Origin of the sequence: Psychrobacter cryohalolentis K5 (assembly GCF_000013905.1) — a bacterium.
GTDB classification, from domain to species: domain Bacteria; phylum Pseudomonadota; class Gammaproteobacteria; order Pseudomonadales; family Moraxellaceae; genus Psychrobacter; species Psychrobacter cryohalolentis.
Window position 1 is genome coordinate 413496 of sequence record NC_007969.1, and the last position, 12899, is coordinate 426394.

General features: G+C 45.6%; 9 protein-coding genes. 6 read left to right on the plus strand and 3 right to left on the minus strand.

Annotated elements, in window-relative coordinates; all coding sequences use genetic code 11:
* Window positions 1–40: 40 nt before the first annotated feature.
* The 4 genes from PCRYO_RS01770 to PCRYO_RS01785 all read left to right on the plus strand — a co-directional run bounded on the left by PCRYO_RS01770 (window position 41) and on the right by PCRYO_RS01785 (window position 5419).
* The gene (locus tag PCRYO_RS01770) at window positions 41–847 is read left to right on the plus strand and encodes an enoyl-CoA hydratase/isomerase family protein (RefSeq protein ID WP_011512711.1); all 807 of its coding nucleotides are present in this window, start codon (window positions 41–43) and stop codon (window positions 845–847) included.
* A gap of 137 nt (window positions 848–984) precedes the next feature.
* Complete coding sequence (locus PCRYO_RS01775; RefSeq protein ID WP_011512712.1) at window positions 985–3099, plus strand: acetyl-CoA carboxylase biotin carboxylase subunit; 2115 nt, start codon at window positions 985–987, stop codon at window positions 3097–3099.
* A gap of 14 nt (window positions 3100–3113) precedes the next feature.
* A complete protein-coding gene (locus PCRYO_RS01780; RefSeq protein WP_011512713.1) occupies window positions 3114–4034 on the plus strand; it encodes a hydroxymethylglutaryl-CoA lyase in 921 nt (306 codons plus the stop codon).
* A 197-nt stretch (window positions 4035–4231) separates the two neighbouring features.
* A complete protein-coding gene (locus tag PCRYO_RS01785; RefSeq protein ID WP_011512714.1) occupies window positions 4232–5419 on the plus strand; it encodes an isovaleryl-CoA dehydrogenase in 1188 nt (395 codons plus the stop codon).
* A 231-nt stretch (window positions 5420–5650) separates the two neighbouring features.
* On the opposite strand, the gene PCRYO_RS01790 is transcribed toward PCRYO_RS01785, so the two are convergent.
* Window positions 5651–6379 carry a pantothenate kinase gene (locus PCRYO_RS01790; protein ID WP_011512715.1) on the minus strand — a complete coding sequence of 243 codons (729 nt, stop codon included), beginning with the start codon at window positions 6377–6379 and terminating at the stop codon, window positions 5651–5653.
* Window positions 6380–6416: 37 nt separating this feature from the next.
* Complete coding sequence (locus PCRYO_RS01795; protein WP_011512716.1) at window positions 6417–7379, minus strand: biotin--[acetyl-CoA-carboxylase] ligase; 963 nt, start codon at window positions 7377–7379, stop codon at window positions 6417–6419.
* 213 nt (window positions 7380–7592) lie between these two features.
* Here PCRYO_RS01795 and PCRYO_RS01800 point away from each other — a divergent pair, with 213 nt between their 5' ends.
* Window positions 7593–8396 (plus strand): sulfite exporter TauE/SafE family protein, encoded by an 804-nt coding sequence (locus PCRYO_RS01800; protein ID WP_041753352.1) that lies wholly within the window; start codon window positions 7593–7595, stop codon window positions 8394–8396.
* Between the two features lie 3 nt (window positions 8397–8399).
* Here the strand turns inward: PCRYO_RS01800 and PCRYO_RS01805 are convergent, their stop codons facing one another.
* The gene (locus tag PCRYO_RS01805; protein ID WP_011512718.1) at window positions 8400–8699 is read right to left on the minus strand and encodes a DUF4298 domain-containing protein; all 300 of its coding nucleotides are present in this window, start codon (window positions 8697–8699) and stop codon (window positions 8400–8402) included.
* Between the two features lie 139 nt (window positions 8700–8838).
* Here PCRYO_RS01805 and PCRYO_RS01810 point away from each other — a divergent pair, with 139 nt between their 5' ends.
* Window positions 8839–12795 (plus strand): AAA family ATPase, encoded by a 3957-nt coding sequence (locus PCRYO_RS01810; RefSeq protein WP_011512719.1) that lies wholly within the window; start codon window positions 8839–8841, stop codon window positions 12793–12795.
* Window positions 12796–12899 lie beyond the last annotated feature (104 nt).

Sequence of the window (12899 nt, forward strand, 5' to 3'; positions counted from 1 at the left end):
TCATTTAGTGCTCATCAATACATAAAATATAGAGAAAGATATGCAACAAAATTTGAATCATTATAAAAGTCTATTGGTTAACGTTGAGCAGCACGTTGCAACAGTAACCTTGAATCGCCCTGAGATACGTAACGCCTTTAATGATGAAATGATTGCTGAGTTGACCCATGCTTTCAAGACGCTTGGCGAGGATGAGCAAGTACGCGTTATCGTTTTAGCAGCGGCCGGTAAAGCGTTCTGTGCGGGTGCCGATTTGAATTGGATGCGCGCCATGGCGGATTATAGCTATGAGGAAAACCTAGCGGATGCGGACAAATTGGCACAAATGCTTAAGACTATTTATGAATGCCCAAAACCAACGATAGCGGCGGTACAAGGGGATGTTTATGCAGGCGGCATGGGTTTGGTTGCTGTCTGTGATGTAGCTATCGCGGTGAGAATTGCCAATTTCTGTCTTAGCGAAGTGCGTCTGGGCTTAGCACCAGCAACCATTAGCCCTTATGTGATTAGAGCTTTAGGTGCCAGAGCCTCACAGCGTTATTTTCTCAGTGCGGAAGTATTTGATAGCAAAAAAGCCCGTCAGCTTGGCTTTATCCATGAACGCGTCAGTGAAGAGTCGCTTGATGATGCAGTTGCAGAATTTTGTGCCAAAGTCGTTAAAAATAGCCCTGAGGCTATGAAAACCTGCAAGCGCTTATTGCATGAAGTCGCGGGCGCACCGATTACCGATGAACTAATTGCCGATACAGTCAAAGGCATCGCTGATATTCGCTCATCAGAGCAAGGTAAAGAGGGTGTGCAAGCATTTTTGCAAAAGCGCCAACCTGATTGGCTAGTAGCAAAATAGCCATGTATCAATAAAAAATATTTTTGCTAAATTGCCAATGAATACTAAAACCAGTTTAGCGTAAATAGTCATACGTGAATATCATCCTACCGTTTGATTATTTATCAACGATAAAACGACAAGATACAGGGATAGTTATGTTTTCTAAAATTTTGATCGCCAACCGTGGTGAAATTGCTTGCCGAGTTGCCGCGACTGCCAAGCGTTTGGGTGTAAGTACCGTTGCGGTTTATTCTGATGCTGACCGTGAGGCTAAGCATGTGGCTGTCTGTGATGAAGCCGTATATCTAGGTGGTTCGGCTCCCAAAGACAGCTACCTAAAAGGCGATGCTATCATTGCCATTGCAAAAGAGACCGGCGCACAAGCGATTCACCCAGGTTACGGGTTTTTAAGTGAAAACGCGGACTTTGCCCAAGCTTGTCAAGATGCTGACTTGGTCTTCATCGGTCCATCAGCTGACGCTATCCGTGCTATGGGTGGTAAGTCTGAATCAAAGCGGTTGATGGAAACGGCTGGCGTGCCACTAATACCCGGCTATCATGGTGAAAATCAAGATGGTGCATTCTTAAAGCAGCAAGCCGATAGCATTGGCTATCCTGTACTGATTAAAGCCAGTGCTGGTGGTGGTGGTAAAGGTATGCGTATCGTTGAGCAGTCCAGTGACTTTATTGATTTATTAGAATCTTGCCGCCGTGAAGCGATTACCAGCTTCGGTAACGACCAAGTATTGGTCGAAAAATACGCATTGAAACCTCGCCATATCGAAATCCAAGTATTCGGTGATACGCATGGCAACTATGTGCATCTGTTTGAGCGTGATTGTTCCGTACAGCGCCGCCACCAAAAGGTATTAGAAGAAGCGCCGGCACCGGGTGTCGATGCAGCGATGCGTGAAGCAATGGGAACAGCGGCAATCGAAGCGGCACGTGCGGTCAATTATTTTGGCGCAGGTACGGTTGAGTTTATCGTTGAGCAGCGCGAAGGCTCGATGAATTTTTATTTTATGGAGATGAATACCCGTCTGCAAGTCGAGCATCCGGTCAGTGAAGCTATCTCTGGTGTCGACTTGGTTGAATGGCAGCTATTGGTTGCGGCAGGTTTACCATTGCCGAAAAAACAAGAAGAGCTGACTATCAACGGACATGCGATTGAAGCGCGTATTTGTGCTGAAAATCCTGATAATGGTTTTTTACCAGCCACAGGTACTTTATTCACTTATCAAAAGCCTGAGCATAGTACGTTTGTCATCAATAAAGATGGTACAGGTGTGCGTATCGATGACGGTGTACGCGAAGGTGATGTGATTAGCCCGTTTTATGACTCTATGATTGCTAAGCTGATTGTGCATGCACCCACTCGCGAGCAAGCGTTAGCCAAGCTCGACCGTGCACTGGCTCAAACACGCATTGTAGGTCTGCCAAATAACGTCGCATTTTTGCGCTATATTCTTAATACGGAATCGTTTAGCCAAGCCAATCTTGATACTGCGTTGATTGAGCGTGAGCGTGAGCAGCTGTTTGATCAGCATCCGCTTGAGTTATCGACGCTTGCGGTTACTGCTATTGCGCAGCAGCTTGCCAGTGAATCGACGACGCAAGGGTCAGATCCTTTTAGCAAGCCTACGGGTTTCCGTGCCTTTAGCGATTATACGCGCTCGTTTAGCTTGGTTTATAATGAGCAATCTTATAAAGCTCTTATTAGCAACTGGCACAATGCAAGTTGTTCAGATAACAAAAAGGGCAGCGATAACCTCAGTAGCTTTACGCTAGTTATTGGGAAAGAAGTTGCTAAGACTCAAGATAATAGCAACGCTAATATAGCCGCCCAGACAGAAAGTGTCTATGAAGGTGAGGTTAGCTACGCCAGTATTGACGCACACAATCATACTCTATGGTTAGATGGTGCTCGTATCAACGCCCAAAGCTGGACAAACCATGAGACCGTCTATGTCTTTACTGATAACGGGCGTGATGAAATCACCCTTGTTGATATCATGGCGCACGTCGGCGAAGAGAATGCGGCGGTCGGTAGCTTAAAGTCGCCAATGCCAGGGCAAGTCGTGGCCTTTAAAGTCGCCATCGGTGATAGCGTGAAAAAGGGCGAGCCATTGGCTGTCATTGAAGCGATGAAAATCGAACATACCATTACTGCACCGACAGATGGCGTGGTGGCAGAATTGTTATTTGGCGCGGGTGACTTGGTTGCTGATGGTGATGAGCTGCTGCGTATTGATAGCCAAGAGAATCAGTAAAAAGGACAATCTGTATGAGTATCTCGTACCCAAAACACGTCACCATCGTCGATGTCAGTCCACGTGATGGCTTGCAAAATGAAGCCATGACCGTGCCGACTGCGGTTAAGCAAAGGCTTATAAGTGACTTGATTGCCGCAGGGGTTAAAAAGCTCGAGGCTACTAGCTTTGTCTCGCCAAAGTGGGTACCGCAAATGGGCGACAATAGCACGCTGTTAGAGGCACTTGCAGCGACACGCCACAGTGATGTGAGCTATTCGGTATTGGTTCCAAACATGCGCGGTTTTGAAAATGCTATCGTGCATCGTCCTGATGAGATCGTCATCTTTGGCTCAGCAAGCGAAACCTTTAGCCAAAAAAATATCAATTGTAGTATTGATGAAAGTATTGAGCGTTTTGCGCCCGTTGCCGCTGCTGCAAAAGCGCAAGGTATCAAAGTACGCGGCGTTATCTCTTGCACGGTCGGTTGCCCCTATGAAGGCGAAATTGACCCACGCCAAGTGGCTTATGTCACCAAGCGTTTGGTTGAGATAGGCTCGGAGCAGATTGGCATTGCTGATACCATCGGCGTTGGTACGCCGCTCAAAGTACAGCGTGCGTTACAAGCAGCGTTAGAGTACGCTGATATCAGTATGCTATCGGGACATTTTCACGATACTTACGGTCAAGCCCTCAGCAACACATTAGCGGCACTACAAATAGGTGTTAGCGAATTTGATACCTCCGTCGCTGGACTTGGTGGTTGTCCTTATGCCAAAGGCGCAACGGGCAATGTCGCTACTGAAGATGTGGTTTATATGCTGCATGGTATGGGTATCAGTACTGGTATTGATTTGGATAAATTGGTCGTGGCAGGTGAGCGTATCAGTGAATTTTTAGGTCGTCCTAATGGCTCAAACGTGGCACGTGCTTTAATTAACAAACGTCAGTCTTAACTAATTTCATTAAGAATATAGTTAGTCATAAGCTAAATGAATAGATAGATAGGTTTATGGCTGGGACAAATTTTTTGAAGCCTCTGGAGTGACGAAGTCGCACAGCAAGCGAGGAAAATTTGTCCCAGCTATATCATCTATTTTTAAATTGACACAGCGCTAGTAAAAAATTAAACATCAAAATACAAGGAATGGCTATGAGTTTACCTGGATTGAATTTTCAGCTTGGCGAAGATATCGATGCCTTACGTGATATGGTACAACAGTTTGCGGCTAATGAAATAGCCCCACGTGCTGCCGAGATTGACAGTAGCGATGAGTTCCCAATGGATTTATGGCAAAAGATGGGTGATATTGGCCTACACGGTATTACCGTTCCTGAAGAGTACGGTGGCTCTAATATGGGCTACGTCGCACATATGGTGGCGATGGAAGAGATTAGCCGCGCTTCTGCCTCTGTAGCGCTGAGCTATGGCGCGCACTCAAACCTATGTATCAACCAAATCAAACGTAATGGCTCTGAGGCACAAAAGCAAAAGTACCTGCCAAAACTCATTAGTGGCGAATTCATCGGTGCATTGGCAATGAGTGAGACAGGCGCTGGCTCAGATGTCGTTAGTATGAAGCTAAAAGCCGAAGAAAAAGATGGCAGTTACGTGTTGAATGGTAGCAAAATGTGGATTACCAATGGTCCTGATGCGGACGTTATGGTTGTTTATGCTAAGACCAATCCTGAGCTGGGTGCTAAAGGCATGACGGCTTTTATCGTTGAAAAAGGCATGGAAGGCTTTGGCACCGCTCAAAAGCTTGATAAGCTTGGCATGCGTGGTAGCCATACTGGTGAGATGACTTTTAAAAATGTAGAAGTACCAAGCGAAAATATTTTGGGCGGTCTAAACGAAGGCGTTAAGGTATTGATGAGCGGGCTGGATTATGAGCGTGCGGTATTGGCCGCAGGTCCTATCGGTATTATGCAAGCCGTGATGGACAATGTCGTGCCTTATATTCATGATCGTAAGCAGTTTGGTCAAGCTATCGGTGAGTTTCAGCTTATTCAAGGTAAAGTTGCAGACATGTATACGATACTGCAAGCAGGTCGTAGCTTCTTATATACGGTCGGGAAAAACCTCGATATGTTGGACGCGCGCGGTGCCGGTCATAGTCGAGAAGTACGTAAAGATTGTGCCAGTGTGATTTTATGGTGTGCTGAAAAAGCCACTTGGATGGCAGGCGAGGGCATTCAAATATTTGGTGGTAATGGCTATACCAACGAGTATCCACTTGGTCGTTACTGGCGCGATGCCAAGCTTTATGAGATTGGCGCGGGTACCAGTGAGATTCGCCGCATGCTAGTCGGTCGTGAGTTGTTTAACGAGACTAAGTAAGAATTATTGAGTGTTCATTAGATATTAAGTTCAAAATAAAATCGATACATTAATATCCTCCTGCTAATGGGCTAAATTTTTCTTGCGTGCTGTTCGCAGGCGTAACAGAGTCTGCGAACAGCTCATCCCTTTAGCACTCTGTATTGCTCTCAAATCAAATAGACATAAAAAAGCAGGACGTTTTAAGCGTCCTGCTTTTTTAATTTCTAGCTTATAAAATTTTTTCAGTCATCATGCCTGTTTACTATGATCAAAATAGCGCGCCAAGCCATTTAATAATAAATCATCGCGTAGGCGTACAGGGCGATTGACGTGTTGGGCGATAATAGCTGCATCACCGCCAGTCATGATCACTTCAAAGTTGGGATGACGTGTGCTAATCTCGTTAATAGCACCGACGATAGATAGTAGTATCCCGCGATGTACCGCGTCTTGCGTGGTGAGACCTTGGCTAACATTATCAAAAGTACCGTTCGAGATGGTAATTTGCTTGGTACCAGAAAATAGCGACTCGCGCTGAAGATAAATACTAGGGAAAATGTAACCGCCCAAATGCTCAGCATGGTCAATCAAATCAATGGTCACCGCCGTGCCGCAACCTATCACACATTGACGTTTGGTTCTATCCACCGCGCCGAGCATTTGTAGCCAGCGGTCACAGCCGAGCTGCTCATCATTATAAGCGCTTTTCATCAGCGGATAATTGGCATCGACGTGGACAAATTCAAACGGAATATTAAGGCGACTGAGTGTCTCTGAGACTTTGATATTAAGATCATCACCGAGCACCGATGAGATACCGATAAAGTCAGGGGCATAACGCTCAAAGCGGTCGATCAGACCCATGAGTAATTCGGCAGGTGCTTGCAAATGTTGCTTGGCGTCATGTGAGACTATCTGTCCGATATCATCGGTCAGCCAGTATTTAAGGCGAGTGTTGCCGAGATCAAGCCAGAGCATAAAATTCCCTTTAGATAGAGCGCATTCAGTAAATGCTTTAAGCGTTATCAATAACGTCGATGCGTCCGGTAAAAAGCGCAGAAATATTACCGTTATCTTGGCGTAATTGCAAACATCCATGTGTATCAATACCGCAAGCATAGCCAGTGAGCGTCTCTGTTTGACCATTGTGCTCTTGGCTAATACGTAAGCGCCGTCCTGCTAGTGCATCCATTGAGTCAAATTGCTGTAAGAAGCTGTCTAAATTATAGGTTTGACCGGTTGGTTTCTCTAACCCTAAATGCTCAAAGCGTGTCATTGCTGCCATCAGTGCTTTGCTCATTTGTTGATAAAGCTCTCGTAGACTTGGCAGCGTACTTGCTGGTTTATCTGGCGCTAGCAGCTGCTCGATATCTTGTAAGCTAATGGCTTGGTAGCTCATACCTTCGCAGGTTTGGGCAGTAAGCTTGGGAGTTGCTTGTACATTAAGACCAACTCCCATCACCACGCCGACCAATTTGCCCGCTTGGGTAACCGGCTCAATCAATATACCAGCAAGTTTGCTAAATTGAATAATTTGCGTGCCTGATACGGCTTCATCTGCTTCAGAGAGAGATTGATAAAATCCCAAGTCATTCGCCCATTTTACCCCTATAGGTGTTAAACCTTGGTTAGCTAGTTGTTCATTTAATGTTTGAATAACAGGCATTTTTGCCAGCTCAATACCGATTATTAACGACAATAAACCGCTAATCGGCATATGTACTGGATAATATAACGACAGATAAACATTGCCACGTGGTGATTGCCATGAGCGCCCGTGTTGTCCGCGACCTGCGCTTTGGGTTTCAGCAGTCAGTAAATGCATATCATGGGCATTGAGCGTGCCATCCTGTACTGCTGCTATGAGCTCACTATTAGTCGAGACGCTGCTAAGTAGGTGCCGATGGTTAAGCTCTGGTAAATGAGTAAGCAGGTGTGACTTAGAGGCGCAAGCAGATAAAGAGTCGAGTGGCAGCATACGTTTTTTCGCTTTGGTTAATAGAGCAAATGTGATAAATGTGGCAAGGGAAATTTTTGATATACTGAGCGATGGTCACAAATAGGCAGTATAGAGTAGATAGAATAAAGGTCAGTATACGATTTGGCAAATGCAATTAAGCGTATGATCAATAAGTGCTGAAAAGATAAAGTAATCTAGTAAAAAGAAGCAGGATAAAAGGCTGATTCAATGATGTTATATGTATGGTTTGTGATTGCAGGGGCGTTTGCTGGCGTCAGCGCAGGCTTGTTTGGCGTCGGTGGCGGTATGATTATCGTACCAGCATTGGTGTGGATTTTTGCGGCTTATAATTTTCCTCCTGAAGTGGTGACCCATTTGGCGATTGGCACTTCCTTGGCGACCATCGTTGTGACTTCGATCAGCTCATTAACTGCGCATAATAAACGCGGCGGTGTACGTTGGGAAGTATGGCGCAAGATGGCGTTGGGCTTGGTCATCGGCAGTCTGGTTGGGGCAGGCATTGCCGATATGATTGACGGTAAGGTATTGCAAGCGATTATCGGTGTCGGTGCTTTATTGGTCGCTTTAAAGATGTTCTTCTTCTCCAATAAAGAGCAGTTGGGCAAACCATTACCGTCGGTTGGTGTGCAGTTTGGCGCGGGTACGGGCATTGGCATGGCGTCCTCTATCTTTGGTATTGGCGGCGGTAGCTTGACCGTGCCATTTTTAAACTGGGCAGGGCTACCGATGAAGCAATCGGTCGGTACGTCTGCCGCTTGTGGTTTACCTATTGCATTGGCTGGCGCAGCAGGGTTTGCATGGTTTGGTCAAGATGTGGTTAATATGCCCGAAGGTACGATAGGCTTTGTCCATATCACAGGATTCTTATGTATTTCCGTTGCTAGCTTTGCGATGGCAAAGGTCGGTGCCAAACTTGCCCACATACTGCCTGCGCTCACGCTTAAGCGAGCTTTTGGCATATTATTGTTATTTGCCGGTGGGCAGTTATTGTTAAGTGGGATTGGGATAATTTAGGTTTTACTTTTTATCAATCGCATCTAGCCCCAAACGCATCCATTTTCTTGCCAGCTCATCATGGTCGCTGAGCATACTCCATAGCGCATCTTCACTAAAGATAGAGTGCTCTTTACCTGAGTGCTCAATTGGCAGATCCGCTTCACGATCCGCCATCCATTGTGGATTAAGATAGTAATCTTTCAACTTGTTTAGCAATGCTTCAGCTTGCAAAAACTGCTGTTGCGCTTTGAGCTGCCAGCGGTATAGTTCGCACCATTGCTCATATTTTTGCTGTAGTTCTTGTGGATTATAGTTAGTCATTTTAATTCTCTTAATTTTTAGTGTTTAAATTAATGATATTGATTTTAAGCCATATTATAGCGTCCCTCATAAACCCTAAAAATTTAGCACAATTTGAGGTAGAATAGCCGCCTGTTTTTGCTAAGTTTACTGATTATTCATGCGTCTAAAATCTCTCAAGCTGGCAGGCTTTAAATCCTTTGCCAATCCTACGACTTTTACCTTTCGTCATGGTATTACTGCCATTGTCGGGCCAAACGGCTGCGGCAAATCCAACGTCATTGATGCCATTCGCTGGGTGCTGGGCGAGACCTCTGCCAAGCAATTACGCGGCGGGGCGATGAGTGACGTTATCTTTGCTGGTACGCAAGATAAAGCCGCCAAAAGTGCCGCCAGCGTTGAGCTGACTTTTGAGCATACGCAAGACGAGCAGACGGGTATTCGCCATGAGTTTAATTTATATCAAGAGTTGTCCGTTCGCCGTCAGGTAAATTTGGAAGGACGCTCAGATTATTTTATCAATGGCACGCGCTGCCGTCGTCGTGATGTAATCGATGTATTCTTGGGTACGGGTCTTGGTGCGCGCAGTTATGCCGTTATCGAGCAGGGTATGATTGGGCGTATTGTTGAATCTAGCCCACTGCAGCTACGTGAATTTATCGAAGAGGCGGCAGGGGTTTCGCGCTATCAAGCCCGCCGTGAAGAGACGCAAAAGAAGTTAGAAAAAACTAAAGACAATTTGGCACGTCTGCATGATATGCAAAGCGAGCTGGTCAGCCAACAAAAACGCTTGTCTAAGCAAGCCGCCAGTGCTGAGCGTTATGAAGAGCTGGCGTTAACGCTTGCTGATATTAAACAACAACTTGCCATTCAACAGTTATATCAAGCCAAACATAATCAGCAGCAGCAGAAAATCGCTCATGAGCGTAGTGCCACTGAGGTTGCAACCTTACAAGCCGACTATGAGACTCTAAAAGCCAAACAAGATAAGCTTGCGACATATATCAATCAGGAGCAGTGGCTCAAAGACGATGCCCAAAGCAGCCATTATCAGCAGCAGCTAAGCTATCAACAAGCAGAGCACCAGCTCAGTGATGCAAAGTCACAGCTGACCACCATTGAGCAGCAACTAGCCAGTTTAGAGCAGCAGCGTCAGCAAGCAGTCGATGAAATTGAGCGCTTAAAATCTGATGAAGTTGATCAGCAGAAGGTGCTAGAATTATTGCGTCCGAAGCTCATTGAATTAACGAATAAACGTGAAGCGCATAAACGCAACGAGCAACCGTTGCAGCGCGCCTACCATGATGCGCAAAATCAGCTATCAAGGCTACAAGATACTGCGCGTACGCTTGAACAGCAGCAAGCGATTAATAGCCAAGCACAAAAACGTTATCAGCAAAACCATAATAAGTGGCAGCGCCGCCAGCAAAATTGGCAAAATCTCTGGCAGCAATTACAACAATCTGTATCTCTAAATAATTGTGCTGACGAGCAAGAGCCAGCTGAGGCGAACAATTTACAGCACACATTAGATACGCAAGTGACTGAGCTAAATAAACAGCTGCAACAAATTGAGCGTCAACAAGATAGCGTTGATGAACGTCTGTCAGAGCTACAACCGCAAGCGCATGATTTACAGCAGCGTTTAAACATGCAGCAGCGCGAGTTAAGTGAATTTGAAAAACGTCATGCCGTATTGGCAAGTGAGTACGATACTTTACATCAAATATTGCATCCTAAACCTATTCCAAAATCGCAACCGCTTGTTCATGCAAAAACTGCTGATGTTAAAGGTGAGTTAGGAAGCGAAATAGTCAGCGATTATAAAGAGCTGTCCATATCAACCTTGCGCGAGCAGATTGAGCTAAGCGAGACAGGCAAACAACATGCGCAACTACTCGATAGCGTATTGGCGTTGTGGTTGGATAGTCATGTATTGATTGATAAAGCATCTAATCAACAACACACCAGAGGTTTTCAAGAAGCGAAAAGTTTATGGCAAGCGCTTGAACACGATTTGGATAGTCTGTTTATTTATCAAATGGCACAAAACCAGCCTATTTCTAATAAAGATAAATCGTCAGTAGGTATGGGTCACAGCTTATGGTTATCTGCTACGCAAAATGAGTTAGCTACAAAGCCATTTATCAGTAAATTTCCAGATACTCTAAGTGATAAAGTACTACCTCTATCAGAGCTGATTAGCGCACCGAACTTAGCGCTTTGGCAGGAATGCTATTTATATATTGCGCAACCTGAGACAAATAATAAGCAAACGTTAGAGGTGCTTGCTGAGATTTTAAAGGCATTGCCGCCAGTAGCCATTTTGCTAACTTCTGATGGTTGGCTTATTAGTCGTCAGGGGACGATTAATCTAAGCAAGTATGCTGGCGCGAAAAATGGTCAAAACGATAGCAATAGTCAATTTTTAACTCAGCGTTTACAGCAGCGCAGCCGTCTGCAAGTGTTAGAAGATCTGCTTGATGAGTTTGAAGCCAAAATCCAAAATCAGCAAAAGGCTATTGCTAATAATCAGCGTAACTATGATGCACTAACGGTCAGCTTAGAAGAAACCCGTGCGCAAGCTGAGCAATTGACCCGTGACCAGCATAAATATCAGCAGCAGCTCACCACTCAACGCGCTAATGCTGAGCGTCTACAAGCGGACAGCCAACGCTTAAGCGCTGATAAAATAGCCCTTGAGCAAGAGCAGCAAGAGCTTAAGCAAGAACAACAAACGCTTAATAATGAGCTACAGGATATCCAAAGCGAAATAGCGGCGCTAACGCCACAAATCACTGATGCTCGAGCGACAACGCAGCAATTACAAGCTGAGCGCGGTGAGTTAAGTCGCACCCGTCAGGCAGACGATGATGAGTGGCAAGCATTGCAGCTGCGTATCCAGCAGAGCGAGATACGTGTAGAACATGGCGTAAGCAGCCTTATGCGTGTGACCGAGCAACACGATAAGTCACTGCAAAGCGAGAAAATTTTACAGACAAATTATGAACAGCAGCAAAGTAAGCTGCCAGCACTGCAAGCAGCCCTGCAAACAGTGCAAACGGCGCGTGATGAGCAGCAGACGTTATTAACAAGGCGTGAGACAGCATTAACGGCGCTTAAGCAAGAGTATAATCAGCAGCAGGTCAAGCTAGATACGCTGCAACATACATTGCAAACTCAGCAGTCTGAACTTGCACGTCTCGCCACCGAGTTGGCATTAAGCGCTGCAAAATTAGAGGATGCTAGCAGCCATACGCAAGAAGCGCTAGATACGTACTCTAATATGAGTCATAAATATAAAGCGCAGTCGGATATATCTCAGCGGCCACAGCATCAGCAACAAGTGATGAGTGTCTCAAACTTATTGGCAGATTTTATCGCTCATGATCGCTGTGTGCGTCCAGACAAAATCGCAGAATTAGAATCTGAGCGTAACAAGCTTGAGCAGCAATTAAGCAAAATTGGCGCAGTTAATCTTGCAGCCGTGGCAGAGTTGGCAGAAGTTAATGAGCGCTTAAAGCCACTGGCGCAGCAGACCGCAGATATTGCTGCCAGTATGCAGACATTGACTGAAGCAATTGCCTCGATTGATGAAACTACCAAGACATTATTTATGCAGACACTTGATGCGGTCAATAACGAGCTTGCTAACTTATTTGCCAAAGTCTTCGGCGGTGGTCAAGCCAGTTTGACGTTGAATACAGACGATATGCCAGCCAATATCCCCGCTGACAAATACAAGTCAGAGCAGTGGCGGGCAGGGCTTACCTTGATGGCACAGCCTAAAGGCAAGCGTAATAGTCGCCTAGCTGTACTGTCGGGTGGTGAAAAAACCCTCACCGCGCTGAGCTTAATTTTTGCGATATTTAAGCAGCATCCAGCTCCATTTTGCGTGCTTGATGAGGTTGATGCGCCGCTTGATGATGCTAATGTCGCTCGTTTTACCAGTCTCATTCATGAATTAGCAGACGATTTGCAGTTTATCTTTATTAGCCATAATAAATTAACCATGCAAATTGCTGATGAATTAAAAGGTGTTACCATGCCAAGCGCAGGGATTTCTACCTTGGTCAGCGTATCGCTCGATGAAGCCGCACTTTATATTGCTGAATAGCAAAAATAGTGATAACTGGCAGCGATTGTCAGTGGTATAGTTAGGGGTCAGGGCAGAAGGTCACGCAAGTGTGTCAGCCTCACGGTAAACGATGACTATATGGT